The sequence below is a fragment of the Endozoicomonas acroporae genome (assembly GCF_002864045.1).
GTDB lineage: Bacteria > Pseudomonadota > Gammaproteobacteria > Pseudomonadales > Endozoicomonadaceae > Endozoicomonas > Endozoicomonas acroporae.
Genome location: NZ_PJPV01000050.1, coordinates 49,247 through 74,785, shown reverse-complemented (window position 1 = coordinate 74,785; position 25,539 = coordinate 49,247). Strand labels below are relative to the sequence as shown.

Annotated in this window: 30 protein-coding genes; 15 read left to right on the top strand and 15 right to left on the bottom strand. The window is 41.1% G+C overall.

The window, feature by feature from the left end:
• Positions 1-22: 22 nt before the first annotated feature.
• The 6 genes from CX664_RS08950 to CX664_RS08930 all read right to left on the bottom strand — a co-directional run bounded on the left by CX664_RS08950 (position 23) and on the right by CX664_RS08930 (position 2,647).
• On the bottom strand, positions 23-970 hold the full coding sequence (locus tag CX664_RS08950; RefSeq protein WP_101746399.1) for a coiled-coil domain-containing protein: 948 nt from the start codon (positions 968-970) through the stop codon (positions 23-25).
• On the bottom strand, positions 964-1,176 hold the full coding sequence (locus CX664_RS08945; protein ID WP_101746398.1) for a hypothetical protein: 213 nt from the start codon (positions 1,174-1,176) through the stop codon (positions 964-966). The genes CX664_RS08950 and CX664_RS08945 overlap by 7 nt, the downstream gene beginning before the upstream one ends.
• Positions 1,176-1,352: a hypothetical protein gene (locus tag CX664_RS26300; protein ID WP_180966436.1), complete on the bottom strand. Its 177-nt coding sequence runs from the start codon at positions 1,350-1,352 to the stop codon at positions 1,176-1,178. Before CX664_RS26300 ends, CX664_RS08945 begins: the two co-directional genes overlap by 1 nt.
• Complete coding sequence (locus CX664_RS08940; protein ID WP_101746397.1) at positions 1,349-1,660, bottom strand: hypothetical protein; 312 nt, start codon at positions 1,658-1,660, stop codon at positions 1,349-1,351. Before CX664_RS08940 ends, CX664_RS26300 begins: the two co-directional genes overlap by 4 nt.
• Before the next feature lie 95 nt (positions 1,661-1,755).
• Complete coding sequence (locus CX664_RS08935) at positions 1,756-2,280, bottom strand: hypothetical protein (protein ID WP_101746396.1); 525 nt, start codon at positions 2,278-2,280, stop codon at positions 1,756-1,758.
• The gene (locus tag CX664_RS08930; RefSeq protein WP_101746395.1) at positions 2,273-2,647 is read right to left on the bottom strand and encodes a hypothetical protein; all 375 of its coding nucleotides are present in this window, start codon (positions 2,645-2,647) and stop codon (positions 2,273-2,275) included. The genes CX664_RS08935 and CX664_RS08930 overlap by 8 nt, the downstream gene beginning before the upstream one ends.
• Before the next feature lie 870 nt (positions 2,648-3,517).
• On the opposite strand from CX664_RS08930, the gene CX664_RS08925 reads away from it, so the two are divergent.
• The 9 genes from CX664_RS08925 to CX664_RS08885 all read left to right on the top strand — a co-directional run bounded on the left by CX664_RS08925 (position 3,518) and on the right by CX664_RS08885 (position 11,821).
• Positions 3,518-4,111, top strand: coding sequence for a plasmid mobilization protein (locus CX664_RS08925; protein ID WP_101746394.1), 594 nt, complete (start codon positions 3,518-3,520; stop codon positions 4,109-4,111).
• A gap of 1 nt (position 4,112) precedes the next feature.
• The gene (locus CX664_RS08920; RefSeq protein WP_101746393.1) at positions 4,113-6,083 is read left to right on the top strand and encodes a relaxase/mobilization nuclease domain-containing protein; all 1,971 of its coding nucleotides are present in this window, start codon (positions 4,113-4,115) and stop codon (positions 6,081-6,083) included.
• A gap of 227 nt (positions 6,084-6,310) precedes the next feature.
• The gene (locus CX664_RS08915; RefSeq protein WP_101746392.1) at positions 6,311-6,526 is read left to right on the top strand and encodes a hypothetical protein; all 216 of its coding nucleotides are present in this window, start codon (positions 6,311-6,313) and stop codon (positions 6,524-6,526) included.
• Positions 6,519-7,460 carry an AAA family ATPase gene (locus CX664_RS08910; protein ID WP_101746391.1) on the top strand — a complete coding sequence of 314 codons (942 nt, stop codon included), beginning with the start codon at positions 6,519-6,521 and terminating at the stop codon, positions 7,458-7,460. Before CX664_RS08915 ends, CX664_RS08910 begins: the two co-directional genes overlap by 8 nt.
• Positions 7,435-8,376, top strand: coding sequence for a replication protein C, IncQ-type (gene repC / locus CX664_RS08905; protein ID WP_101746390.1), 942 nt, complete (start codon positions 7,435-7,437; stop codon positions 8,374-8,376). The genes CX664_RS08910 and repC overlap by 26 nt, the downstream gene beginning before the upstream one ends.
• 536 nt (positions 8,377-8,912) lie before the next feature.
• Complete coding sequence (locus CX664_RS08900; protein WP_101746389.1) at positions 8,913-9,950, top strand: competence protein CoiA family protein; 1,038 nt, start codon at positions 8,913-8,915, stop codon at positions 9,948-9,950.
• 444 nt (positions 9,951-10,394) lie between these two features.
• On the top strand, positions 10,395-11,135 hold the full coding sequence (locus CX664_RS08895; protein WP_101746388.1) for a hypothetical protein: 741 nt from the start codon (positions 10,395-10,397) through the stop codon (positions 11,133-11,135).
• Positions 11,136-11,171: 36 nt separating this feature from the next.
• Positions 11,172-11,609 carry a hypothetical protein gene (locus CX664_RS08890; RefSeq protein WP_101746387.1) on the top strand — a complete coding sequence of 146 codons (438 nt, stop codon included), beginning with the start codon at positions 11,172-11,174 and terminating at the stop codon, positions 11,607-11,609.
• A complete protein-coding gene (locus CX664_RS08885; protein ID WP_101746386.1) occupies positions 11,606-11,821 on the top strand; it encodes a hypothetical protein in 216 nt (71 codons plus the stop codon). The genes CX664_RS08890 and CX664_RS08885 overlap by 4 nt, the downstream gene beginning before the upstream one ends.
• 184 nt (positions 11,822-12,005) lie before the next feature.
• Here CX664_RS08885 and CX664_RS08880 read toward each other — a convergent pair whose 3' ends face one another.
• The 7 genes from CX664_RS08880 to purM form a co-directional block, all read right to left on the bottom strand.
• Positions 12,006-12,269 (bottom strand): hypothetical protein, encoded by a 264-nt coding sequence (locus CX664_RS08880; RefSeq protein WP_180966435.1) that lies wholly within the window; start codon positions 12,267-12,269, stop codon positions 12,006-12,008.
• A gap of 110 nt (positions 12,270-12,379) precedes the next feature.
• The gene (locus CX664_RS08875) at positions 12,380-12,844 is read right to left on the bottom strand and encodes a hypothetical protein (protein WP_101746384.1); all 465 of its coding nucleotides are present in this window, start codon (positions 12,842-12,844) and stop codon (positions 12,380-12,382) included.
• Positions 12,841-13,515: a division plane positioning ATPase MipZ gene (locus CX664_RS08870; protein ID WP_101746383.1), complete on the bottom strand. Its 675-nt coding sequence runs from the start codon at positions 13,513-13,515 to the stop codon at positions 12,841-12,843. The genes CX664_RS08875 and CX664_RS08870 overlap by 4 nt, the downstream gene beginning before the upstream one ends.
• 277 nt (positions 13,516-13,792) lie before the next feature.
• Positions 13,793-14,164: a lactoylglutathione lyase gene (gene gloA, locus CX664_RS08865; protein WP_101746382.1), complete on the bottom strand. Its 372-nt coding sequence runs from the start codon at positions 14,162-14,164 to the stop codon at positions 13,793-13,795.
• 40 nt (positions 14,165-14,204) lie between these two features.
• On the bottom strand, positions 14,205-15,068 hold the full coding sequence (locus tag CX664_RS08860) for a DUF3108 domain-containing protein (RefSeq protein WP_101746381.1): 864 nt from the start codon (positions 15,066-15,068) through the stop codon (positions 14,205-14,207).
• Complete coding sequence (gene purN, locus CX664_RS08855) at positions 15,065-15,844, bottom strand: phosphoribosylglycinamide formyltransferase (RefSeq protein ID WP_244910639.1); 780 nt, start codon at positions 15,842-15,844, stop codon at positions 15,065-15,067. The genes CX664_RS08860 and purN overlap by 4 nt, the downstream gene beginning before the upstream one ends.
• Positions 15,819-16,865, bottom strand: a complete 1,047-nt coding sequence (gene purM / locus CX664_RS08850) for a phosphoribosylformylglycinamidine cyclo-ligase (RefSeq protein ID WP_101746380.1) — start codon at positions 16,863-16,865, stop codon at positions 15,819-15,821. Before purM ends, purN begins: the two co-directional genes overlap by 26 nt.
• 113 nt (positions 16,866-16,978) lie before the next feature.
• On the opposite strand from purM, the gene CX664_RS25610 reads away from it, so the two are divergent.
• From CX664_RS25610 to CX664_RS08825, 5 genes are all read left to right on the top strand, one after another.
• On the top strand, positions 16,979-17,176 hold the full coding sequence (locus CX664_RS25610; protein ID WP_145999904.1) for a hypothetical protein: 198 nt from the start codon (positions 16,979-16,981) through the stop codon (positions 17,174-17,176).
• 34 nt (positions 17,177-17,210) lie between these two features.
• Positions 17,211-18,374, top strand: a complete 1,164-nt coding sequence (locus CX664_RS08845) for a DUF2066 domain-containing protein (protein WP_180966434.1) — start codon at positions 17,211-17,213, stop codon at positions 18,372-18,374.
• A gap of 213 nt (positions 18,375-18,587) precedes the next feature.
• Entirely contained in the window at positions 18,588-19,865 is a 1,278-nt protein-coding gene (locus tag CX664_RS08840; protein WP_145999903.1) for an ankyrin repeat domain-containing protein, read from the top strand.
• A gap of 361 nt (positions 19,866-20,226) precedes the next feature.
• Positions 20,227-20,943, top strand: coding sequence for a DnaA regulatory inactivator Hda (gene hda / locus CX664_RS08830; RefSeq protein ID WP_101746377.1), 717 nt, complete (start codon positions 20,227-20,229; stop codon positions 20,941-20,943).
• A gap of 97 nt (positions 20,944-21,040) precedes the next feature.
• Entirely contained in the window at positions 21,041-23,071 is a 2,031-nt protein-coding gene (locus CX664_RS08825) for a DUF748 domain-containing protein (protein WP_101746376.1), read from the top strand.
• A gap of 152 nt (positions 23,072-23,223) precedes the next feature.
• On the opposite strand, the gene CX664_RS08820 is transcribed toward CX664_RS08825, so the two are convergent.
• Together CX664_RS08820 and arsC are read right to left on the bottom strand one after the other, a co-directional pair.
• On the bottom strand, positions 23,224-23,583 hold the full coding sequence (locus tag CX664_RS08820) for a DUF2069 domain-containing protein (RefSeq protein ID WP_101746375.1): 360 nt from the start codon (positions 23,581-23,583) through the stop codon (positions 23,224-23,226).
• Positions 23,584-23,585: 2 nt separating this feature from the next.
• Complete coding sequence (gene arsC / locus CX664_RS08815; RefSeq protein ID WP_101746374.1) at positions 23,586-23,933, bottom strand: arsenate reductase (glutaredoxin); 348 nt, start codon at positions 23,931-23,933, stop codon at positions 23,586-23,588.
• Between the two features lie 169 nt (positions 23,934-24,102).
• Between arsC and CX664_RS08810 the strand changes: the two genes are divergently transcribed.
• Positions 24,103-25,338 (top strand): YihY family inner membrane protein, encoded by a 1,236-nt coding sequence (locus CX664_RS08810; RefSeq protein WP_101746373.1) that lies wholly within the window; start codon positions 24,103-24,105, stop codon positions 25,336-25,338.
• Positions 25,339-25,539 lie beyond the last annotated feature (201 nt).

Below are 25,539 nucleotides of genomic sequence, written 5' to 3'. Positions count from 1 at the left end.
AGTTTCCTTTAGTTAATTATTATTATCGCTCGTGTTCGTCTTGTTGCTCACGAAGCCTGTTTTTTTTTAAATCTTGAGATTGTTCGGATTCTTCAAGCTCTCTCTGAAAATCCCTATCCTGTTCAGACTGGGTTTCTTTTTCATGCTCAGCCTTAACCGATGGATCTCTATCTCTTAGCTCTTGCTGGAAATCACGAGGTTCTTGATCAGCTTGATTCTCTTTTTCTTCAAGCTGCTTTTCGTAAGATTTATCAACCTGAATATCGTCTTTCTGGGATTCTTCTTTTTCTTGCTCCTGCTTTTGAAGATCTTCTTTCTTTAACTCTTCTTCTTTTTGAATCTCTTCTTTTTTCTGCTCATCAAGCTTTTGTTGCTCAGTTTGCTGTTCTTTCTCTTTTTCCCAGCGTTCCCTATCGGCTTCCTCCCGCTCTTTAATCTTTAAAGAATGCTCTCTAGCCTTTTCTCTAAATTCCTCACGCTTTGCATGATTAGGACATGTCATTGCTGAGCGAGAAAATGATGATGCCATTTGTCTGTCGTGCATATCAAGCGCTTCTCTTGAAGCTTCAGCTTGCTCTTTTTGGTTATATCTATGAGATGTTGACTTATCGATTAATCTATCTCTTTCATTTTCGAATCGATCCCATTGCTCTGATGAGCGATGAAGGAGAGCGTCTGGATGCTTGCTACCATTATCACCGACAACAGGTGGCTCACTGCGTTCACGTCCTTCCTTAAGCTCTTGCTCGTTATCATAAGCATTCGCATCACGATAATAATCAAAGCCTTTAATTCCATCAGGCTCATCAATTGAGTTTTCTATTTCTTCTTGCTTTTTATCTTCAAACTCTTTGATTGCCTGCTGTCGCCTTTCTTCATCAAGCTGGAAAAGTTTGTTTTTTTCTTCTTGATCAAGATTTATCAAGTTTTCTTCATCAAATACATTTTGATTTTTATTATTATTTAGCATTTATGGATTCTCCTAATCTCCCATTCAATGGTTTCTCTTATTTCTCTGGCTAATCTCAAATGAAATCTATTACCGATTCTCTCATGCTTTCTTGCTGCCATTTCTTTAGCAATTAAAGCCCTAAGATAATAATTACCAGATTTGTTTTTAGCAGCGACAAGTTGGCTGTCGCTAGCTGATTTAATATCTCTAAAATGAAAAGCCATTATTCTTCCTCCTCGATATCATCAGGAGGAAATACAGCGTTCTCGATCATTATTTCCTGCTCGCAGCGATAGCAAAATTCTTTATCGCATCGCATGTCTTCACCGCATTCACAATTTTTTAAGCCATCGCAATAGCTGCTGCCGCAGCGATAGCATTCATCTTCATAGTCACTCATTTTTTTTCTCCTTTATATTTTTCTTTCATTTCTTTAACCTGAAAAGGAAGGTGTTGCTTGCTGACCTTATATTTAAGGTAAGGAGCACTGTGAGCACAGGTGATATGCCAATTTAAAGCTGGATCGCTCTTCCCTTTAATAAAAGTTTCAACATGGCTTCCTGTCACCAAATTAAACTTTATGCCCATTTTTTCCAGATAATTTAAATCAGGCATCCACAATTCAGTTGTCTTACCTTCCAATAAATTTTCACAGAATTCCTTCAGGAATTCGATGGACTTTTTTTCTCGCTTAGTTAACTTAATCATTTTTTATTCTCCTTATTATTGACTTAAATTAATTATTCGTGTTATGGTTAATTCAGTGAGTTTAATTCTCGCTGTAACCATCTAAAGGGATCGAGTCATGCCGATCCCTTTTTTAATTCCATAAATTTTTCAACGATAAAATCAGCCCACAATGGATTTTCTGATCCCATAACCAAGCCACCCGCAAAAGCAATCGCTATAATTCCTGAAACGCTCACCAGTATAATTAATGAATTAATCAGACTGAAATTATTCTTGTTTCTTATCTTCTTCTTAAATTCTTTCACCATGCTTTCTGAATAATCATTAATTTCTAATTTTGCAAAGCTAATCAGGTTTTCAATTGGGTTTTCAGCCTTGCTGACAATTCTTTCAAAAAATGATTGTTCAAGGTTATTCAACCTGTTTTCAGTTTCCCTCATTCTTGAATCAAAACCTTTTTGTATTTTTTCCTGATTTTCTTTGTCTCTTTTTAAATAGAACTGATCTCTCATGAAGTTCCCCCATGATTGATCAGGATTCAACTTTTCTTTAAGAGTGTAATATTCAATTCTTAGCTCGTTAGTTGGCTCTTCATTAAAATATCCTTGGTAATAATAATCAAACTCTGAATCACTCATTATTGTGCTCTCCATCATAACTGTATGGTGAACTTAATCCAGATTCATTTGATTTATTATCAACCGGAGATACAACTTCTATTTCAGAAGCCTGCAACTTCTCTTTCTTTATTTTACTTAAATAAGATTTAAAGGTGCTTTCAGAAATGGTTATGTCGTTTTGTGAAAACAATTCAACAATCTTTTTGATTGGGACTCTATCATTAATCAACGAGTTTATATAATTAAAGTTATCTTCAATTATAGTGCGAGTTGTGACTTTATACTCAACAGGAGGGTTTTCTGATAATGCTTTTAATTCAGATTTTAATTTCTCTGAGTCAAAATTCTTTCCAATGGAGTTGTGGGTCTTCTTAAGCTTTTTCATTTGTGTTTCTATTTTTAATTATTATTTCATAGATTAAAAATTAATTCAATACTCTTTGTGAAATTAATTCACAATCAAATCATAAAAAGATAATTATTGAATTAAAATTATTAGTCACAAGTTTTCTGTTTTCATACATTACTTTTATTAAATTAAATTCAGGATTTCATTATTAATAAAGAACATCAGGAGATAAACTATACAATTAAAGCTTTATTCTCTTATCGATAAATCAAATTATTCATGATTTGATAAGAGTGGAATTAAGCCTTTAATAACTACTCTGTATTCAGTTCAGTAAAAGTAATGTATGAAAATAATCAATCATTCAATCAACAATCTATTCCTGTTTAAGTCAATACGTAATAAATAATCTATCAACATTCTTATGTAGCTCTGATATTAAGCTATTTTCAACAAGGATTAACCCAAGGTATAAAGGAAGGAAAACAATGGAAATAAAAAGCACAAAAAATATCTAAACATAAAAATAATCAAAATTTAATAAATAAAAATTCAATATTCAAATAAAAGACAAATTCATCATAAAATAATAATCGAGTATTCAGAAAATCAACTCCAATTTATTGTTCATTGAAAGCAATCACAAGCGATCCATTGAAAACAAAAAAGATCAAAATTTTTGATTTCAAATAAAGTATGATATTCTACCTGAAAGAGAAAGTAATTAAACAAGGTTTTTCTACAGGATGCGCCCTTCCACTACAAAATTAAACTTCGTTTAAATTTGTAGATGGAACCACAAAAAACTCTCACTTCGTTTGAGTATTTTTGTTGGGCGAATCCTGATCAGAGACTTGCAGTCTCCGATACCTCTGGCTCTTAATTGCTTTCAAGGCCAAAAAGGATATGCCAAATAGAAATAAATTTTGTTATTACCATTTAACTGAAGATGAAAAAAGTTACGCCCAACAGCAAGCGAATAACCACGACTTCAGCAATCTTTCTTCTTATATTAGAGCTTCATTATTTGATTCAAACTATCAATACGTCTGCAGGGGTCAACCTGACTCTAGTTCTTCTATATTAGAGGTAAAGTTTCGAGTCACGGAAGATGAGCTATTAAAGATAAAAGAGGATGCAAGTTCTTTCCATAAAACAATATCTGAGTATGTCAGACTACGCCTTCTTAAAAAAATAATTCTCCCCAAAGAGACCATTAAGAATGAGAATTTAGTTCTACTAAAAAAGCTCTTGGGCATCATCAAATACCATTCCAATATCAAGAAATCATATCGTGATATTACAAAAAATATGCTCACTCTATTGAATCGAATTATAGAAAATAACTTTTATGGAAACAGAGATTATCAATGTTTAAGTAAGTATTCAATTCATCTTATTGATAGAATCAAAAATGGTGGCGACACACTCCCATTATTAGTTTGGATAAATAAAGAACTAGAGAATCATTTTGCAAAAAATAATAATAAGGAGAACTAAAATGATTGTGAAATTTATAGATAAAAAAGATCAAAAGTATTATGTGCGTAACTTGCTTGAGTACATCTCAGACGTAGAAAAAAAAGATCATACCAATCAAAAAGAAAATGTACTTAATTTCAACATGCCTCAGATATCAGATGAGGATACGATACAATGGATGCAGGACACAATTTCGAAAATGCCCAGAGTGAAGAAACCTCTTGAGCATGTTGTTCTTAGCTTTCAGCCACAAGAGGAGCCTTCTGAAGAACAAATGTTTTCAGGCGCAAAAAGATGGATGGAGTTAGCAGGATATGGTGACTGCCAAGCACGAATTGTTATTCATTATAATGAGCAGGAGAAGCATGGCCTTCATATGCATTTAATGATCAATAAAGTGATCGTTAATGAAATTGAAAAACCATACTCTATTAACCCTCATTTCAAAATTAATACAGCTCATTACGCCGCTAGAATGGTTGAGGTGGAGCATGGTTTCGAACACGATTTAGGGAATTATGTCATCGGCATTTCCCCAGATGGTAAAAAAATCCCAATCAAAAATCCTAACCCAAAACCCAAGCGAGCCAGTCATGATAAGCTGGAAATGCATACTGGCAATGAATCATTCAAATCGTTTTTAAGCAATGACATTAATAAAGTATTAACACCATTACTAAAAAATAAACACATTGATAACTGGGATTCATATCACGCAAAACTGGCTGAATATAATCTCAAATTAGAAATGAATGGTACTAATGGGCTAAGAGTAATTTCACACAATTTTGAACCTGAAAAACAGTTTTATGGATCTGGACGAGACATTGGATCTCACTTCACTCTCGATAAATTAGAACAAAAATTCGGCAAATATAATGAAAGTACTATTGATTATGAAGCCAATAAACCATCTCATAAACATGATCCTTATAAGCTGGCAACCAGATTTTCTGAAGCCAGCAAGACAGAGCTTGATGACTTAAAATCCAAGTCAACTGTTGAGCTTACGAAGCGAGAAATAAGAGTTTTGGAAAGACAAGCTGCAAGAGAGGCTTTAAAAAAGGATTATAGTATTCAACAGAAAGCTCTTGAAAAAATACATGAAGATAGCTTTTCAAAGAAGAAAGCAGAACTTGAAAAGCAATTTAAAGAAGAGCGCAGGCAATTTAATAAAGATAGAAAATGTGATCTTAATCTAAAAAAAGCAGATGCTAAAAATCAGGCTAAGAGCAAACAGGAGATCAATTTTATTGAATCTACTCATGCCGCTGAGACCGTCCAGCTAAGAACTCAGCTAAACGCTCAGATAGCAGCAAAGAGAAAGTCCTTTAATCAAGCGAAAAAAGATTTTGAGGATAAAGGCTTTCTTGACCACTGCTATGTCATCGCAAAAGATAAGGAGCATCAACATTTTGAAGCTGCTAGAGGGATTCTTAGAAGTGAGACAAAACGACAGCAGAAGCAAGAAAAAGACAGGGCTTACAATGAAGACCAGAGCTTCAAATTCCAACCAGTGCCAATAGCTGAGTTCAGCTCATACCATAATGTTTTTAAGGATATTTCCCATGAATTTATCCATGATAAAGGCATAGAGTTCAAGAAATACGAAAGAACAGTCTTTACGGATTATGGTCGTTCAGTGGATTTTGAGGCTGGCATAGATGATAAGGCTGCAACCGCTGGCCTGCTTCTTAGTGCTCAAAAATTCAACAATCGGGTTGAGCTAACCGGATCTGATGAATTTAAAGACAAGATGTGTCGTTTAGCTGCCTCGCATTACCATATACAGATAAGCAATCCTGAACTAAAAGACAAACTAGAGATATATAGAGAGCAGCATCAGGCTATAGTCGCCCAGCGAAAGGCTGAGAAAGATCAACGAGAGCAAAAAGAGATCCAAAAACCACTGGAAATCGACAAGCCTGAAAGTAAAGAAAGTGTAAAGATTGAGAGAGAAAGAGAAAACGACAATGGCTTTGAGAGGTAGCCTCTCAGGAAGAGAGAAAGCTATATAGATAAAGGGCTGTAGCCTTATATTGAAAGATATGAGGCTATGACAACCTATCAAAATAATGTCACATAAAATGGGGTTTGTCAACTAAATCCTTTTAAATCAATACTTTAGCTGTATACATTATTTGTCGATTGTGAAAATATAGTCACAATGTTTTCGAAACATTGTCGAAACGCTCAAACAAAAAAGAGGAAATAAAAATGAGCATAACAGACAGATTAAAAAACAAGCAGCAGGAATATAGCTGCTTCACACATATTAAGAATTCAATAGAGGATCTGATGGAAGCCAAGGAAGCTGGCTATTCCTATTCTCAAATACACAACGAATTCTGTGAAAAATATAAGATTTCATTAAATATAAACTCCTTCAAAGAATATTTCAGAAGAGCTAAAAGGGAGTTTGCAAATGAGTAAGTCAAACATGTTGAAGCTTTCATTTGAAGAATTTATGAAAGAATCAAGTACAGAAATTCCAGATATTAAACCAATCGATTTAACAAAAGGCCGTGGTTATTATAAAGATAATTCTGTTGAGATTATACCCGGCCTTCAAACTGGAACTTTCGCAATCCTTGCTGGAAAATCAGGCGTTAGCAAAACAAAGTTAGCGATACATTTTGCTTTAATTGCCTCAGGTTTAAATCAGGATATAGGGATAGAAGTCAATCAAGATTTAAATAATGAAGTGGTTGTTGTTACCTGTGAAGATACACAAGATCAAATAAATGAACAGACCCAAACAATTAAAGAGAATTTAAATATTGATGATGCAGAATGGTGCAAAATTAATTCAAATCTAAATTTGTTTTCATTAAAAGGATATGATGTTGATATCATGAATGATAAATGGGAAGAAAAGTTCATTGATATGTTTACAGGTAAGAAACTTGTAATTCTTGATAATGCAACAAATATACATACAATGGGTGAAGATAATGAGTCTTTCAAACTTTTAGGAAGAAGGATTTTAAAAATAGCCACTAAATGTAATGCTGCAATTGTTCTTGTTCACCATACTTCTCAATTAACAAAAGAAAATCAAAGTATTGACCCAATATATAGAGTTCGTGGTGGAATGTCTTTGGTTGCTCTCGCCCGTGTTACTTATTTTATGACGGATTATCTTGATGATAAAAAGTTATTTAACTCAAATGGAGGGATAGATGGTCAAGTTGCTTACTTTGCTGCTCAAGCAAATAATGGCAATGTGCCGAAAGATCCTATTTTTCTAAATAAAATAAATGCTTCAAACAACAATGAAGGTTATTCTTTAGAATACAAAAAAGGAGCGATTCAAAATAATAATAAACAAGGATCAAGAGATGAAAAATTCAAAACAATCGAATAATTATTTAACCATAAGCGGCAATGCCTACATGGATAGCATAGTTTCACTTAATCAAATTTTTAAACCAAACCCTAACCTTAAAGATAAGATTGATTTTGAGAAAATAAGTGATGGAGTAAGATATAGATTTCAATCTACCAGTCAATTTGGTTCTACTCATCTTAAAATTTTCATAGCAATTCTTTCAGTGTTTTCGGATTTTAACAGTTCATTTAAGGTAAATAAAAACTGTAATAACCAAGAGATTGGTGATTTAAGAAAGAGCTTATACAAAGGAATTGATGATGACAACACAATATTATATTCTGAATTTTATGTTGCGGACATTTTGAGAATTGCAGGTTTGAATCAAGGAGGAACGCAAATCAAGCAATTCCTTAATGTCATGGAAAACCTTTCTAATTTCACAATATCTTATCAATCTGACGAGTCAGCCAGTACTATATTTTTGATCAGCTATAAGCTGACTAAAAAAAAGGAAGAAAAGTATAAGAAAGCAAAGATTAAGGTTGTTCTTAATTCTGTAAGTTCGTCCATTATATTGGGCATTGCTAATTATGCCAGATATCTAAATGTAGTTGATTTTTCAAAGCTTTCGTCTGACCCTGAAATCTTCACCTTCGTTTATCTAAGTTGGTGGGTTTTTGAGGGGAAAAAATCAAAAATAAGTATAGATAAACTCTGTAGGCACATTTATTTGAATTTCGATGAACTTAATGAAAGTACTCAAAGAAGCCATAGAAGCTCAGTAAGAAAAGCTCTCATTACGATAAATGAACTCGACGGATGGGAAATTGAGATTACTGGCAGAGGAAAAAAGGTAATGGTTGATGTTTCCAGAGAGTCCTCTTCTGCACGTAAAAAACGTATGGAAGATGTCGTTTTTCCGCTTCTCAAAAAGGCAGCTAATTTCTAATCCTGCGTGTCTTTATGGTGTAGACACACTGTCAACAAACTACAAAATATATATTCTGTTGAAGATAAATGTTTTTAAGATACATCTATGTCGGCATTTGGTGGACAAAATACGTTTTATCTCGGCATTTGGTGGACATACCATCCGTGTAAGTCGGCATTTGGTGGACAAATTAAGTTTTATGTCGGCATTTGGTGGACGCTATGTCGGCATGCTGTGGACGCTATGTCGGCATATGGCAGACGTATTTTTTGCAAGAAATCCCTTGTAGGTCAAGGATACCAAGGGGTACAGAGTTTTGACAAAAGAGAGTAGATAAGTTTTAGATAATCAATAGTAGTCTAATTGAAAACAACACACGACAATCATAGATTGTCTTCTTTTTGTTTTCCAAAATATATCTCAAGATCACCCGCATTCCATTAACATATTCATTACTGAGAGTTCAAATATAATTTTGCTTTTTATGTCCATTTTTTTTATCATCCCCTCTATGCTGTTATTTTGGACACATCAAAAAATGGAAGGCATATAAAATGATTACGTACCAATATGCTAAAGGAATAGATGGCTCAATAGTTAATATTTTAAAGCTTAATAATAAGAAAGCATTATCACCATATATTTGTTTTGGCTGTAATAAAGAGTTAATTCCCAGATTCCCTAAGTCCAAATCAAAGCATTTTGCACATAAGGCAGTGGACAATTGTTCTTTAGAAACATACCTTCATTCTCTAGCAAAAAATACATTTGCGGACACTTACGAAAAGCTAAGAGATTCAGGTGAGGGATATTTCTTTTCAGCTACATATAAAGCTATCTGTACAAAGTATATCCATATATCAGGTGAACCATGCAGTATAGATAAGATAATGGAATCTAAACTAACAAAGCATTTCCCTTACATTTATATTGAAAGAATGTATAAGGGATTTCAGCCTGATATTTTGCTTTCAGACAGTGAGGATCTTGAAAATAGCAACGTTATTTTCATTGAGATAGCCGTTACTCATCATTGTGAAGAGGAAAAAATAAACTTAGGCGAAAGAATTATTGAAATTACAATAACTGAAGAAAAAGATATCGAAATTATTAAGTCAGGTAAAATATCTGAGAACGGCTTTAATATTGACACCTATAACTTCAATAAAAAATCCTTTACTGATGATGTCTGTAAAGGTTATTGCAGGAAAATAGTTAAGGTTTTTTCAACCTACCCTAATGGCAGTTCTAGGCTTGATGCAATGTGGCTTTCCAAATATGCCAAGGAGGGTGTCATAGGGGCTAAATATGTTGAATTGATTCCGAACTTTAAGAGTTGCGATGATGACCTTAATTACAAAACAAAAGTAAGAGAAGTATATTTTAAAGGAATTCATATTAAAAACTGTTTCCTATGTAAATATCATGGAATTGGTCTGTTGAGTAATGCTTTTTGTAAAATTGACAAATCTAGTGGTGATAGCAATAGAGCTTGTAGTTGCGAGAAATTCAGAACATTACGAACACCAGAAGCTTATGCAAAGCTAGATAATGATAATAAAGAATATATGAAGGGACGTTACCCTCGGTAATTTTTCTTCGAGTTGATTCAAACCAGATTATAAGGTTTTATCAATGGTAATTCAGCGCTCAAACCCCAATAAAAACATTTATATTTTCCCTTTTTTTCAAATAAGACTATCTTAAACGACAATGTTATTGTTGATATGGTGATGATTCTTGCTCAAAAAAGCCCTATTTTTGGCCTATTTTCATTTATTTTCATGGATTACCAATTTAATTTTAAATCTTTACATTTCCTCCCCGCAATCCCTTATTGGTTATCAAATAATGGATGATTATTTTAAACTTGTCGTCGAATCTTTACAATTTGATTCATTATAAATTCGAAGATTATAGATGAAGGAATTGATTTCTGTTAGGTGGCGTGTATTGTCCAAAACATTTCTTTATATTATAATTTTCAATAAGGAAGGCAATAAGGACTTTCTAAAAACCAAAAGGATAAAATTACAATGAAAAAAATAGTCAAAGCATCACAAAACAATAATTTCTTTGCATGCATGGAGATTCAAAAAGACAACAATGAATTTAATAATAATTTAAAGTCTTGGTTAGAAGATAAAGAAGGAAATGTAATCGTTGTTTTTCAAACAGAATTAAAACAGGATGATTCCACTTCTGAATATCTAATTCTATCTTCTGAAATGAAACACTCTGATGAAAAACTTTTGAATAGATATTTTCGTGATTATAGCTTGGATTCTGAATTTTCTGCTATTTCGATTGCTGAACATATTCTTAATAACTCAAAGGCTGTTCAAAGTTTTTTAAGTGAGTTTTGGCAGGAGTTTTATGCTGATACTGTTCATAACTTTGGTAGTTTTTCCATTGAAAAAGAAAAATACGAAATCTTTGTGACGGTTCAAAATGATCATCGTGAAGACGGTTATGTTTTTGAAGAAGTTGTTGTTAAAGATAGATCAGATAATGTGGTTTTATCATTTATTTTAGATTTGTCTGAAAGAATTCTCGGCAAGCTATATCTAAAGAAAGATTATCTTTTATCTATCGACCATGATTTTGCTGCTGAAACATTAGACCAAAGCCGTGAACTTGAAGATCCAGAGGATGAGTTTTCTGATTATGATGCTGTTATTGATCATCATATTGCTGAAGATTTTTGTCAGCTAATTCTTGATGCTATAAATAGCGAAGTTTCTCAATGCACACTGGATAACGCTAAAAGATATTAAGAGGGTTTTCCCTCTTAAATTAAAGGATATATAACCATGAATACAAATAAAGATATTAACTCGCTCGAAACTCTTCTTAATAAATTAGATAGCAATGATTTTGAGCTTGAGATAGATGAACGAAATAAAATCGTTAATAAACAAATTGCCTTTACTTTCAAAGTAAGATCTAAAAATAAGCTCAATGGAATAAGATTGACTTCCATTTTTTGTTTTAATGAAAATAAAATCATTATTGGCGGTCTCTATTCTGTTATTGATGCTGACTATGGTAATGCTAGTTTTAAGAAATTAGGCAAAAAGCTTATTGATAAGGCTTTAGAAATAACTGCCGAAAAAATAATTAACTATAACGCTTTTGCTGGTAAAACTTCCATTGATTCAAGGCTTCATATTAAATTTTCAGATCATGATTATCCAAATGTTGATCTAAATGTTTTGGATGATCGATTTGAAAGAAGGAGCTTCCCATGAGAAAAGATCCAGAAAAGCATAAGCGACAGCTAAAAGATGGCTGGAAACGCTTTGAAAAGAAAATGAAAAAAGAAGATCTTGTTAGAAAAAATATTGTTATGGAATCAATAACTTTTAAAGAACTTCAAAACATTCAAAAACAAAAAAATTTAAAAGGTGTTGGTGATGCAATTAAATATCTAATTAACATAAGAAGAAAAAATAATGAATGATCTTTTTGAATTAATTAAAAAGATAAAAAAGAAAACCCCCGACTACAGTCTGGGGGTATAAGGAGATCACGAATGATCAAGGACAACAAAATGAAAAACAAACCAAAAAAAGGAACTACAGAATTATTATAAACATATTTAATTATTTAATTCAACAAAGAATTCAATGATAAACCAATTAATTTTATTTTGAATAATTAACCAAATCGTAAAAACTTTGATTCGGGAAAGCAGAACAAAGCTTTCTAACATTATTTATAAATTGGTCAAGTTGCTCTTCATTCATCGGTTTTATCTTTTCTCGGTGATTTATTAAGCCAGCAATAATTATCTTTAACCTTGATTCAGGCAATGAATTTACTTCATTACATGGCTTTTGCGATAAAAATATAAGCTCACGAATTTCTGGAGAAGCCTCATTAAGAGCACTTTCAGCACTTGCTGACAAAGCAAATATCATTGATATTAATATCAAGCTTACCTTCGTAAAGCCTCTCAAAAAAAACCAGTAATTCAAAATGGAGAGAATGAATTACTGGTTTATAAAACTTATTGTTACTACATTTTATCGACCTTTGCTTTTGCTTTTTTAAGCATTTCGGGCAGATTGTCCTTATTAAATAAGCATTCATTTATCAAATCTATCTTTGAAATGTCTTCTACCTTGCATATGAAGTCGATCAGTGCATTTTGGTAAGCATTCATGCGTAGACTATATGGCTTTGACTTTGAAACTTTACCCTTAGGGCTGTGATCGAATATCGCTTCATATTCTTCAAGTAGTGCTTGCTTTTCTTTTGCTTCAGCCATTTTATCTGAATCCCCTGATGCATCAGTATTACGATAATTATCAGTTTTTTCAGATTTTATTGCATCTTTTTCTGTATTCTTTTTTGTATTTGCATTTTTGCTTGCAGTTTTGCTGCTTGTAATAACCACACTTTGAGTTGCATTTGCGGAATCTATAAAGTTTTTAGCCTCCTTACTCTCTAAATCTATAGCTTTATTTCTTCTGGACTTCATTTTTTATCTCCCATTTTTTCTTGAGCTATATCCAAAATTTCATCAAAAATTGCTTCAATTTCTTGCTTAGCCTTTTCAGCTTTTTCTCCCTCAACCTCGACCACACCAAGGCCATCTTGAAATACATCTCGGTAAATTTTTCGCTCACACATTCGGTTTTTTAGTAAGCGAAATTCAGGGTAATCCTTTATAAATTCAGCAGCCTCATTGCCTTCATTGGAAAAATTGGTTGGGCAGCGGTTAAGAAGAATGAGAGACATTAGTTCTGGATTGATGACTCTTGAGTTTTCAACAATCTCAGCCATATCCTCCAGCGTGTCGAGATCCGGTTGGCTGGCCTGAGTAACAGTGATTAAGATCGAATCTGGATGAGCTATCAGGCTGCTTCTCAATTCTTGGCAGTCATACCCTGCCAAATCGACAACAACCATTTCATAGCGATTGTTCAAATCTTGAATTTGTTTTGCGATATTGCCTCTGCCCTGCGAAATGTGAACTTTTGGGAGACTTTCGTTTTCTAAGCGATCTTGAACGAATCTCGCAGCGGTACACTGCCCGTCGCCATCCAAAATTACCGCATCTATCCCTTTTATACTGGCCGCTATTGAAAAATTAATGGATGCGGTGGATTTGCCCACTCCCCCTTTTTTTGCGCCGAAAATTATAATCATTTTTGTATGTTCCTTTTAGTTATTATTGCAATTAATTTTGCATATCTTAATATATAGTATATTGCAAGTTTTATTGCAAGTGAAAATGCAATTTAATATGCGATTACAAATAGATGTAAAATTGTATATACAAAATAGATTGCAGTATTGCTTGCATTTATTTTTCTATGTATGACCTGCATTGCAGGGTTAATGAGGCTTAATTGATGACGTGTATCTCACAAGCGATCATAAGAGGAGGGATGAGAAATATTTTAGATTCCGTAACCCTTTGAATTTAAAGGGCTTGACGTGCGGGTACATGTGAATCGCAAATAGCTATTTCAGTGGTCCCCCCAAGCACAGGGCCCGGTTCCCGGGTAATTTTGCCGCCGGCCTTACGGATGGCATCACAGGTGGCATAAATATCATCAGCGCCCAGGGCAACATGACCAAAGGCGTTGCCCAGGTCGTACTGATCAGTGCCCCAGTTGTAGGTGAGTTCAATCACTGCCTGCTCAGACTCATCGGCATAGCCAACAAAAGCGAGGGTGTACTGGTACTGTTCGTTGTCGTGTTTTCTCAGCAGTTTCATGCCGAGAATTTCCGTATAAAACTCGATGGATCGATCCAGGTTGCCAACACGCAGCATGGTGTGAAGAAATCGCATTTCAGGCTCCTTCAGGTTGCAGATATAAGAAAAGTAGTGATCAGGGATGTTTGGGGCGTTCTGACAGTTTGGTGGTTGGTTTCTTTTTCAGTGGCTTGCCGTCAATGGCAGCCTCTTTGATCTCAATGGTATAGGCCGTGCCTTTTTCTTCCTGCAGCAGCTTTACCAGAAAGTAGTCATGGTTTTTGGCAAACCAGATCCAGGTGGCCCGTTCATCACTGTCTCTTTGTATTTTGACTCTGACGGTTTTCAGGTTGCCAAGTTCCGTTTTTAATATCTCTTCACCTTCGATGGTGAATTGGCGTTGATAGACTTCATCGTCATCGGCAACGTCATAGCTTAGCGGTTGGCCATGGGCAGCCGCCAGATCCATACGCAGTTTCAGCTGGTAACTCAGGTTGTCCAGGGTTTCCGGTTTCAGGTCCATCGACCACTGCCGGTCCCCCTGTTGCCAGTTGACCTTATTGTTGGACCAGTCAAAGGTGGCATATTCCGTTGGTTTGTTGCCCAGCCCCGTTCTTTGTTGCACGTATTGGCTGGTGATCAGTTGCACACCTTGACTGGCAAAATGGCTGGTCTCTTTCATCCCGAAAAATGCCGCATCGGCACTGAACTCAAGGGTCCAGGTGCCATCAGCATTTTGTCTCAGGGATCTTTCGCCGGAGCCACCAAAGGGCATCCCCTTAATGGATGCTTTATAGGTTGCGGAGTATGGCTTGAGCGTGAAAGCGCTATCCGGTTTTTTCGTCTGGGAGGCAGCAAAGCCTGTATTGCCCGCCAGCACCAGGGTCAGGGCAAGTGCCGCTCTCAGAGTGCCCGGGCCATAGTTGCCGGGATGGGTTGTTATGGATTCTTTCATGCTCACTGTGTGGCGATGAAAAAGCGTATGAATCGAATTGATCATGCCAGTTCCAGGGCGTTTTCCTGCAGTTGGTAGCCCAGTGGGTCAATAGGGTGATCATCCAGTAGCACGTTGTCACCCTTCAGTTGCAGCCTGCCGGAGGTGATCAGATGTACGGCCAGGGGGTAAATCTGGTGCTCCATGGCCTGAACACGTTGTTTCAGACCCTCTTCATTATCGCCGGGCCCGACACTCATTGAAGCCTGAATGATATGGGCACCGCTGTCCAGTTCTGGTGTGACAAAGTGAACAGTACAGCCGTGGCGGGTTTTTTTATCCGCAAGTACCCGACGATAGGTGCCAAGGCCTTTGTATTCCGGGAGCAGGGATGGGTGAACATTGATCAATCTGCCAGCGAATTTTTCCACAAACTCCGGGCTTAGAATTTTCATATAACCGGCCAGTACCACAAGGTTCGGCTCAAAGCGGTTAACCTCTTCCACCAGTCTCTGGTCAAAGGCACCCCGGGAGGAAAAGATTTTGTAGTCCAGGCCAAGGGCTGCCACTTTGTGCTGTCTGGCCCTTTCCAGCCCGTAAGCCTCTGGTACGTTGCTGACGACCCCGACAATTTGATAACTGTAGTGATGTTCTTGATCCAGAAGTGCCTGAAGGTTACTGCCGTTGCCTGATAACAGAACGACAACTCGCTTTTTCTCGCTCACTGCTGTTTCCTGAATGCTTTCAATGGTTTTGTGATTGGAATCCGGTTGGCCAGAGTGACATGGCACCCGGGCCAGATATTGGTCAGGACGGTTATTGAAACACCACAGGATCGCCATCGCTGTCTGCGGATTCAATATGGCCGATAATGACGCTTTCCTCTCCCAGCGCTTCCAGACGCCGGATTGCCTGCTCCCGATGGCTTTGTGGGATGCAGAGCACCATACCAATACCACAGTTGAAGGTACGGTACAGTTCAAAGGTCTCAATATTGCCTTTTTCCTGCAGGAAACGGAAGATGGCCGGGATTTCCCAACTCTGTGTGTTGATCACCGCACGACAGCCCTTGGGAATAACCCTTGGCAGATTCTCTGGCAAGCCGCCCCCGGTGATGTGGGCCATGGCGTGGATAGGCAGTTCCTTTTGCAGTTGCAGCAGTGATTTGACGTAAATGCGGGTTGGTGCCATCAGGTGTTCTGCCAGAGGCTTGCCTGCCAGCGGGGCGCTGAGGTCTGAACCGGCTACTTCCAGAACTTTGCGGATCAGTGAGTAACCGTTGGAGTGTGGTCCGCTGGATTTCAAACCGATTAACACGTCACTGGGGGAGACGTTGCTGCCATCAATGATTTCAGACTTTTCAACCACGCCGACACAGAAACCTGCCAGATCGTAATCGTCACCCTGGTACATCCCGGGCATCTCTGCTGTTTCACCCCCGATCAGGGCGCAGCCAGACTGTTCACAGCCTTTGCCAATCCCGGTGACCACGCGTTCAGCCACATCGACATTTAATTGGCCGGTGGCGTAATAGTCCAGAAAGAACAGCGGTTCGGCACCACAAACCAGCAGGTCGTTGACGCACATGGCCACCAGATCGATGCCGATATGGTCATGCATCCCCAGGTCCATGGCCAGCTTCAGTTTGGTACCCACGCCATCGGTGCCGGAAACCAGAACCGGCTCTTGATACCCGGCTGGCAGTTGGCACAGTGCTCCAAAACCGCCCAGGCCACCCATTACCTCAGGGCGGGAGGTGGCCTTTGCCACCTGTTTAATGCGCTCAACCAGAGCGTTGCCAGCGTCGATATCGACACCTGCATCCTTGTAACTCAGGGAGGTTCTGGAATCCGATTTGTTCATTGATATCAATCCGCTTGTTGCCAGAGCTTGTTACCACCGGCGGTGCCGACAGTGTTTTAATCCGGACTGTTCACTGACCGGGGGCGGTGTTCAGTCCAACACGGTTTGGGTGGATGAAGGCGGCTATTCTAGGAGGCTGTGGTATTTATCGCAATGCTGTTACCGCATTGTCGCTGATGTCTGGTGGTAATTTTTGGGAGTTTGGATCTGATTTCAGGGTTAGAAGTGATTACCATAGTGCATTTTCAATGCCCGCAGTTGTCCAGACGTTGGCAAATGCAGTATTTTTTGCCGGATTTATGGCAGAATGATGTTCATTTGATTTTTATGTACAGGATTTTATTGATGCCTGTGGCTAAGCGATGCAACGCTCTCCTGCAAAACCTGATCAGTCCGCTGACCTTCTTGTCTGCTCCTGAAGCCCGTTCAGCCGTTAAGGCGGCCGTTCTGGTGGTGGGTCTTCTGGTATTGTCCATATTGCCTGAAAATACCCATGCGGCCTTGGTCCAAGGGTTATACAGTCAGGAAGTGCCAGTGTCCGGACAAGGTTACCAGGAGCGGGCTGATGCCATGTCCCAGGCTCTGGCAGAGGTGCTGGTAAAAGTGGCCGGACAGCGTGAGGTGCTGGCCAACAGTGTGGTAAAAAGTGCACTGGCCAAGCCGGAAGCCTATATTCGCAAGTTTGGTTTTCGCAGCTCTGCTGCTGATCAGGAGCCCTCCCTCAACCGTCAGCAGTATTTGCAGGCGGTATTTGATGACCAGGCAATTAACCGCCTGCTGCGCAGTGCCGGTGTGGCCATCTGGGGGCAGAGCAGACCATCGACACTGGTATGGCTGGCGATGGAGAGCGGTGGGCAGCGCTCAATCGTCAATGCTTCAGGGACTCTTCCAGCAGTGTTTGCCGAGAGCTTTCAGGGGCGGGGCTTGCCGGTGCTCTTTCCGTTGATGGACTTTGAAGATGCCGGGGCGATTTCAACCGTTGATGTATGGGGCGGCTTTACCCACAAATTGCAGGACGCTTCCCGGCGTTATGGTTCTGAATCGATTCTGACCGGGCGTTTGTCCCGTGCTCTGTCACCAGACGCGCTGGCGCAAAACGAACGCTACAATGGTCGGTTGACGCTGATATTCCGGGGAATGAGTCAGTCTGTGGCGGTTAATGGCCTGGATGCTGTTGCGTTGACACAGCTGGCCGCTGATCTGGTAGGCACAACCTTGTCCCGGCACTATGCCATTGATGCCTCCGATGCCAGTGGCAAGACTCTGCTGGTGGTTGAGAATGTTGCCAGTCTGGACGATTATGCCGCCCTGAATAAATACCTTGAGCGGATAACCGCCATTCGTGATGTGTCTGTTCATCGGGTGGCAGGTTCAACGATTGAGTTGGAGCTGGTTATTGATGGCTCTGAAAGCCAGTTGGCCGATGCCCTGGCCCTGGGTCGAAACCTCCGGCCGGTTGCACCGGGTTATGACTCTTCGGCAACTATGCGCTACAGTTGGTCCTACTGACAGGCTCCTGGCTGTTTGCCGTCAGAGTTACGCTATGCGGTGGTCCATGTGATTAGTAGTGATAGTTCTTGCACAACCGGCTGGAGTTATTTGCGGTATCAAGGCAATACCCGGGATGCACAGGTTGTAGCTCCTGTAGCCAGAAATACTAAACCATTATCGTGTTTTAACCGGTCACTTTGGTCTCTGGAAAATACCCCGGCCTGCCCTGGCTTGAGCAATCGTTTTTCAGAGATTGGTGAACCGGTCAGAAGGTCGGTTTCCTTACCCGATTTGACCGCTTGCCCCTGTGAAAATAATGAAGCTTCCTGGTGTAGCAAAAAGATGATGCCAGTGTTTTTGTCGCAGGGGGAGGCAAAGCAGTGGGGCAGGGAATCTGAGTTAAAGAGTGATGGAGGTCATGCTGCCGAATGTTTACTCACCGCTATCGAAAATAATGATAGTGAAGTGGTCCAATCCTTAATCCACGAGCCTCTTCTTGATTTTAATATGGAGGTAATCAGTAAAACTTCGCGTCGTAGGTGTACTCCTTTAATGCTGGCGATTGAAAGAAATTTCCTGGAGCTTGCCAGGATTATACTCAAGGTTGAGACGGTTGAGATTAACAGGGTTTTGGGTTCGAATGCTTTGCATGTGGCGGCACAAGAGGGTAATGCCGATGCTGTAGATCTGCTATTGCGTTCAGGGGCAGACGTTAATGCCCGGGATGTGAATGGCTGGACAAGCCTGATGAAAGCCTGCAAGACAAAAAGTGAGGATGTTGTCAGATTGTTGCTTGATTATCAGGCAGATGTGACATTGGTTAATCTGTTCGGTTTATCGGCCCTCAATATACTGGTTAATGATGATGGTGCTGAGAGACCCGATCTATTGGTGTTGCTGATTGAACATGGGGCTCCTGTTGATCAATGCGATATGAACGCCTGGTTTCCGCTGATCATAGCCATCAAGAAGGGGGGCTTGCAGTATCTTCAAATTTTGCTGGGTGAAGGCTGGGAAAAAGCGACCTGTCAAAACGAAGGGCTGGTTTTTTTGTTTGCAGCTGTGTATGGGAATGAGTCCGTACTCAGGTATTTGTACGACAAAATGCCGAAGAACTTTTTATTGTTCAAGGATATCGATAAGTATTGCTCATTGCGAGGCGTTGATGTTTCTCACTACAAGACGGTATTAACATTATTAAAAGAAAGGTATGGGGATCTTTTATCGCCTGAACTACCAGAAACTTTTTTTTCTCTGAAAAGCCAGTGTCGTCGAGTCATTCAACGACAGGTGTTAGATAGAGGTTTTGATCAGCTTCCCCTGTCGGCAAATTTGAAAAACTATTGTGCTCAGATTCAATTACCCATCCTTGTGGATAACGAGGAAGAACTCCGGGCTTTTTACAGATCTGAATATGAAACTGACGATCGTGAAGATGGGTTCCTGACATGGGGCAGTCTACCTCCGGTTGATTCGGTGGATTGGTTTCATGAAGAATTCTGGGGGTAGCGTATATAATCATCGCCTTTGAAGTTACTGCTTGCTTATAGCCCTGCCCAAGGCCGCGATAATTATGGTACTCTTGCACCACCTGCATAGAAACGACAAGGCCAGCAATCTTTGCCATGCCGGAGCAGCTGAAGAGAAAGACTGATACACTTTTGTTGTCCTGTTTTTGTCATACTCTTTTTTTGTTAACAAACAGCCCATGTAGTGTCGTAGCGGTTACAAAACAGGGCTGAAGACGATTTATTGACCGGTCTATTGATATCAGTCAATACCGGTTGATAATTGAACGGTTTTATTGTGTTACTGTCTTTTGTAATGTTGCAGTTTCTGTTGTCAGTATCACACTACCTTTACGGATTTGATGTCCATTATGAGTTTGCCTGTGCAGCTACCGCTCAGTGTCCAGTTAAGAGACGATGCCACGTTCGCCAACTTCTACAGTGGGCGAAATGAGACGCTGGTCAATCTTCTGGATATGGATAGATCGGTTCCCGGCATCGAATCCGAGCAGTTTATTTTCCTCTACGGCCCCAAAGGGGTCGGCTGCAGTCATCTGCTTCAGGCGGCCTGTCATCAGGTGGACCGGCGCAGCGGGCGAAGCATTTATCTGCCCATGAAAGAGCTGGTTCACTACTCGCCAAAGCTTCTGGAAGGTATTGAGCGGCTGCAACTGGTGTGCCTTGACGATATTGGTGAGGTTGCCGGTATCGATGAGTGGGAAGAAGCGCTGTTTGATCTGTTTAACCGCCTCCGGGACTCCAGAACCCGGTTTCTGGTGGCGGCGGACAATCCTCCCAGGGCTCTGGGGATTCAACTTCAGGATCTGGTTTCCCGCCTTGGCTGGGGCATGGTATTTCAGGTGCATCCACTGGATGATCGGGACAAAGTCGCAGCACTCAAACTTCGGGCCCATTACCGTGGCTTTGACCTGAGTGATGATGTTGCCCGCTTTATTATTCATCGTGGTTCCCGGGATATGGGCAACCTGTTTACCTTGTTGCATAAACTGGACAGTGCCTCTCTGCGCGCCAAGCGCAAGCTCACCATTCCCTTTGTTAAGGAAGTCATGAGGTGGTGACCATAAAATTCCGCATCTGGATTGGTGAAAACCTTGGGGTTTGGTTTTTGCGGAATTTTTAGGGTTAAGGAGTGGTCATCAGGTTTGGAGCTGGCCTATGTGGTTGAGAAAGGTTGGTGGTTTTCAGTTTGTGGGGCTTTTGGGGCTGCTTTTTCTGGGGGGGCTTTCTATTTCTGGGTGGTGGTGGTTTGCCCGGGTTTCTGATCGGGTTTTGAACAGCCTTCACCAACAGACCGGGCAACGCCTGCCTGATAAAGACATTACTTTTGATCCATGGCAGCGCCGATTGACCGGCAGTGATATTCGGGTGGAAGAGCAAGGGATTCAGTTTACTGCTCAGAAGGTCAGTGTCGTGTTGAACTATCGCCATTGGTGGGGGGCGTGGTTTGGTGAGGATGTTGAATCGTTAAGTGGGATTGAACTGGATGATGTCAGCATCGCTATTGATCCGGAGTTGATTGCTTTCACTCTGCCGACGCTCTTTCAAAGGCTGTCCATCAACCGTGGCCGCCTTTTCATTACTGGAATAGACCAACCACTCTCTTTTGACCAGCTGACGCTGGCGAATGAAGAGGAAGGCAGAATCAGGATTTATTCAGACAGTCGTGATGGTGAGAGCTGGAGCTTCTCAGGCGTTTATGAGGTCAGTAAAGGCTTGCTGGATGGTGAAGTGAGGCTGGTCGAACTGCCTTTGTCCGCGCTGGTTAACGCAGTGCCTCTTTATGCATTGGCCATGCTGAATAATGAACTGTCTGCCAATGACCGTTTTTCAGGGACAGTGAGTGCCACATTATCACTGTCCTGGGATAAGCCGGGCGGCCTGATCCTGAAGGGCAATGCAGAAGGGCGCAGTGGGCAGCTCTTGTGGTCGGGACTATCTGCCCAATGGCAGCAGTGGCATCTGAATAACCTGCAATTTCATGGTAATGATCCTGCACAATCTAGGGCAGAACTGGCTATTTCAGGTCTTGATCTGAGAGTGCCAGAAGCACTGGCAGGAGAATGTCCGGTTCAGTTAATGCCAGCCTTACCTACTGGCATTACTTCGCTTGCTATTAACGACAGTCGTCTTGAACTGGCAAACGGCCATTCACCCTGGGTATTTGAAAACGTAAATGGAAGGCTGGTTGCCGATGGTTTTTCGGGGAAAGAAAAAGATTCCCGGACTTATCAGTTCAGTGCTGCACTGGCCAATATCGGGGATTTGCAGCTGAGTGGTCAATTATCCGGCTCTGATAATGATTTTGCGTTTCAGCTCAACGATGCTCGACTTGCAGGTCCTTTAAAAAAGTATTCGGCTGTTGCCGGTTATGATATGCAGGGTAGCCAATTTGACTTGAGTTATAACAGTCAAAATCATACGGGTCAGCTTGATATTTCTGACTGGCAGGCAAAAAAGATCGCAAACAGCCTGCCGGTTGCATCCATCCATTTATTAAAAGCCCTGATAACGGATTCGTCAGGTAGAGCGGCTATCCCGTTTTCTCTTGAGCCCGGTAAACCGAGATTAACAGAACGTATCTATCGGGCGGTTGAGCAGCATGTTATGACCATTGTCCAAGCTCCGCTCGACTACCTTTCCAATACCACAGGTCGTGCACTTGAACCTGTGCTTTACCATGAAGCGGGTAAAGCGACATTAACAAAGCGATCACAAAAGAACCTGGTAAACCTTAAGAAAGCGCTTATCGAGAGACCAGAGTTGAATGTGTTGATTAATGTGGGTGTTTCTGAATCCAGAGATTGGCCAGAGTTCTCACGTTATGAACTGGAAAAGACATTGCTGGAACTGTACGCAGCGACCAGTTCAGTAGAGCCTGCTGAGGTGATCACTATTCCACCCGGGGTGCGGGCATCGCTTGTGGAGCAAATGTATCTGGCTACCCGACGTCACCAGAAAATTCCTGAAGTGGCTGAGCAATCACCCGGGCAGAGGGTTCAGGAAGCCGAAAGCTGGTTGTTGAAAAACTGGCCAAAGACGCCTGATCAACTGGAGAGCTTGCAAAAGGCCAGATACGACTACCTGAAAAGTGAAACTGGCACGGCGTCCGGGCATATTGAGTTGCAGTTATCATCAGGCCCGGACCGAAAAGGGGGTGAGCCTGTGTCGGTACTAACTCTCCACTAGGAGGCTGACCGAGAATAGACTGCCCTACTGCGGTGGCAGCAAATTGGTCTAAAAAGTCGGAAATTTTTAGCAAATAGAACCACTATTCACTAAAAATTTCCGACTTTTTATCCTCAATTTTCTGCCATCCTCGCTACGGGCGCTATTCTCGGTCAGCCTCCTAACCTGTTCGCCTGAGCCTGCCAGCGCACAAACATCATGGAAGTAATAAATAACAGTACGCTGAATCCGGTGATCAGCCAGCCCTGGGGTTGTTCCGGCCTGAACCAGGCATCAAGAACGCCACTGATAAAATAAAAGCAAAGGATAAAACAGAGCCAGGAAGCTGCTCTCAGGCCACGCTTCAGAAGGCCGGGAAGTGGCAACAGCAGTGGCAGTATCTGCAGGGCGGAGATACCAAGGATCGAACCCTGTGGCGGATTCAACCACCAGGTTTCTGCCAGTAGAGAGAGAATCAGGCCAGCATAGAGTGCAAGGCAGACTTGATAGATTTGGTTGGCTTTTTGCTGCATTGTCAGAGAATCTCAAGCACGGACTCAGGGGGGCGGCCAATTCTGGCTTTTTCGCCGTTGACCACAATGGGGCGCTCAATCAATCTGGGAAACTCGCACATAACGTTGATCAGTTGCTCTTCCGTCAGGGATGGATCTTTGAGGTTATTATCCTTGAATTCCTGTTCACCTTTACGAAGCAGGTCCCTGGCATTGATGCCCAGTTTGCCCAGAATGGCTCTCAGCTGATCCGCATCCGGCGGGCTTTCCAGGTACAGTACCACCTCAGGACTGATTCCCTGCTCTTCCAGAATACTCAGGGTTTGACGGGATTTTGAACAGCGTGGATTGTGAAAGATAGTAATGCTCATGACGACCTTGCCTGGAGGACTATAGATATTTTCCGCAAAGCCTACCAATCTCTGTGGATGCTCTGCAAATCATTTGTAATAGATGTCGGATGTATAGTCAGGAAGTAAACCTGTCTCTTTCAGCCTCTGAATTCGGTACACTTATCTCTTGTTTGACAGGGAGTTCATTATGGCACCGGTACTGCAATTCTGGTCATCCTTCCAGAGTTTTTTCACGGCGGTTATTAAACGCTTTCTAGATAACCGCTGCATTGAAAATGCCGCGGCACTGACCTATACGACGCTGTTCGCCGTGGTGCCACTGATGACGGTCACCTACAGTATCCTGTCCGCGGTGCCCAGTCTTCAGGATGTTGGAGACACCATTCAGAACTTTATCTTTACCAGTTTTGTGCCTTCGACGGGGGAGATGGTTCAATCTTATCTGAACGATTTTTCCCAACAGGCAAGAAAATTAACCAGTATTGGTATCGCTTTCCTGCTGGTCACCTCCTTTCTGATGCTGAGAACCATTGATAAGGCATTGAATACTATCTGGCAGGTGGCGCATGTGCGCCGTGGCATGACCGGTTTCCTGCTGTACTGGGCCATTCTCAGCCTGGGGCCTGTGCTATTGAGTGCCGGGTTTCTTACGACGTCTTATCTGGCATCCTTCAAACTGGTTTCTCACACCACGGCCATACTGGGTGCAGAGCAGTGGCTTTTACGCCTTATGCCGGTTGTTCTCAGTACATTGGTTCTTACCCTGCTGTATACGGCGGTGCCCAACAGAAAGGTGCCGGTTCGTCATGCGCTGGCCGGTGCGGTTTTTGTTGCCATTCTGGTTGAACTGGCCAAGGCTGGCTTTACCTTATTTATTACTCTGTCGCCTACCTATCAGCTGATTTACGGTGCTTTTGCCGCTGTGCCCCTGTTTCTGCTCTGGGTGTATCTGAGCTGGCTGATGGTGCTGTTTGGTGCGGTTCTGGTTCGATCCCTGGATCTTTATGGCAAACAGGGCGGTGGTGAGCGGCCACACCCGTTAATCTCGATTTTATTAATCCTTAAGCAGTTGCAGGAAAAGTTTGAGCAGGGACGGGGGTTGCATTACAGCGACCTGCGCAAACGTGATCTTCCGGTTTCTCTTGATGATTGGGAGAGTCATACTGCCCGGCTGATGGCAATGGGGTTGGTCAGCAAGAGTGATGACGGCGAATGGCTTCTTGCCAGGGATCTCAGACACATCAGTCTGTTTGCTTTCTGTGAGCAGTTGCCCTGGCCGATGCCTCAGGATGAGCAGCTCCGGAATATTCTTATCGCTGATGATCCGAACTGGTTATCTGACCTGATTCAGAGGTTGCAGACAGTAAACAGTGCCCGACTGGAAGCACTGGACTGTTCGCTGGATCAGTTACTGTCTAAATAGCTGGTATTGGCAGCTTTTGGTCAACTTGATCAGGTGCTGTCTGTGGCTAATACTGAATTGCGTCTGTCTGGTAAGCCGGATTTATGGAGCCCGGCGGCAGGGCGTTGTCCTGGCTCTTGCTATGGGCAGCAGGTAGAGCGGGTTAAATGGGAATTGTATGACATAGTGCGTCCTTCCCTATGAATGTTTTTTCGGAGGTAT

Coding starts and splice junctions, on each gene's coding strand:
- CX664_RS26300 (WP_180966436.1), bottom strand. CDS start 1,352: ATGAGTGACTATGAAGATGAATGCTATCGCTGCGGCAGCAGCTATTGC.
- CX664_RS08825 (WP_101746376.1), top strand. CDS start 21,041: ATGTGGTTGAGAAAGGTTGGTGGTTTTCAGTTTGTGGGGCTTTTGGGG.
- CX664_RS08845 (WP_180966434.1), top strand. CDS start 17,211: ATGCCTGTGGCTAAGCGATGCAACGCTCTCCTGCAAAACCTGATCAGT.
- CX664_RS08950 (WP_101746399.1), bottom strand. CDS start 970: ATGCTAAATAATAATAAAAATCAAAATGTATTTGATGAAGAAAACTTG.
- arsC (WP_101746374.1), bottom strand. CDS start 23,933: ATGAGCATTACTATCTTTCACAATCCACGCTGTTCAAAATCCCGTCAA.
- gloA (WP_101746382.1), bottom strand. CDS start 14,164: ATGCGATTTCTTCACACCATGCTGCGTGTTGGCAACCTGGATCGATCC.
- repC (WP_101746390.1), top strand. CDS start 7,435: ATGAAAAATTCAAAACAATCGAATAATTATTTAACCATAAGCGGCAAT.
- CX664_RS08930 (WP_101746395.1), bottom strand. CDS start 2,647: ATGAAAAAGCTTAAGAAGACCCACAACTCCATTGGAAAGAATTTTGAC.
- CX664_RS08915 (WP_101746392.1), top strand. CDS start 6,311: ATGAGCATAACAGACAGATTAAAAAACAAGCAGCAGGAATATAGCTGC.
- CX664_RS08860 (WP_101746381.1), bottom strand. CDS start 15,068: ATGATCAATTCGATTCATACGCTTTTTCATCGCCACACAGTGAGCATG.
- CX664_RS08945 (WP_101746398.1), bottom strand. CDS start 1,176: ATGGCTTTTCATTTTAGAGATATTAAATCAGCTAGCGACAGCCAACTT.
- CX664_RS08875 (WP_101746384.1), bottom strand. CDS start 12,844: ATGAAGTCCAGAAGAAATAAAGCTATAGATTTAGAGAGTAAGGAGGCT.
- CX664_RS08895 (WP_101746388.1), top strand. CDS start 10,395: ATGAAAAAAATAGTCAAAGCATCACAAAACAATAATTTCTTTGCATGC.
- purM (WP_101746380.1), bottom strand. CDS start 16,865: ATGAACAAATCGGATTCCAGAACCTCCCTGAGTTACAAGGATGCAGGT.
- CX664_RS08810 (WP_101746373.1), top strand. CDS start 24,103: ATGGCACCGGTACTGCAATTCTGGTCATCCTTCCAGAGTTTTTTCACG.
- CX664_RS08935 (WP_101746396.1), bottom strand. CDS start 2,280: ATGAGTGATTCAGAGTTTGATTATTATTACCAAGGATATTTTAATGAA.
- CX664_RS08870 (WP_101746383.1), bottom strand. CDS start 13,515: ATGATTATAATTTTCGGCGCAAAAAAAGGGGGAGTGGGCAAATCCACC.
- CX664_RS08890 (WP_101746387.1), top strand. CDS start 11,172: ATGAATACAAATAAAGATATTAACTCGCTCGAAACTCTTCTTAATAAA.
- CX664_RS08940 (WP_101746397.1), bottom strand. CDS start 1,660: ATGATTAAGTTAACTAAGCGAGAAAAAAAGTCCATCGAATTCCTGAAG.
- CX664_RS08820 (WP_101746375.1), bottom strand. CDS start 23,583: ATGCAGCAAAAAGCCAACCAAATCTATCAAGTCTGCCTTGCACTCTAT.
- CX664_RS08885 (WP_101746386.1), top strand. CDS start 11,606: ATGAGAAAAGATCCAGAAAAGCATAAGCGACAGCTAAAAGATGGCTGG.
- CX664_RS08920 (WP_101746393.1), top strand. CDS start 4,113: ATGATTGTGAAATTTATAGATAAAAAAGATCAAAAGTATTATGTGCGT.
- CX664_RS08910 (WP_101746391.1), top strand. CDS start 6,519: ATGAGTAAGTCAAACATGTTGAAGCTTTCATTTGAAGAATTTATGAAA.
- purN (WP_244910639.1), bottom strand. CDS start 15,844: ATGGCGATCCTGTGGTGTTTCAATAACCGTCCTGACCAATATCTGGCC.
- CX664_RS08900 (WP_101746389.1), top strand. CDS start 8,913: ATGATTACGTACCAATATGCTAAAGGAATAGATGGCTCAATAGTTAAT.
- hda (WP_101746377.1), top strand. CDS start 20,227: ATGTCCATTATGAGTTTGCCTGTGCAGCTACCGCTCAGTGTCCAGTTA.
- CX664_RS08925 (WP_101746394.1), top strand. CDS start 3,518: ATGCCAAATAGAAATAAATTTTGTTATTACCATTTAACTGAAGATGAA.
- CX664_RS25610 (WP_145999904.1), top strand. CDS start 16,979: ATGAAGGCGGCTATTCTAGGAGGCTGTGGTATTTATCGCAATGCTGTT.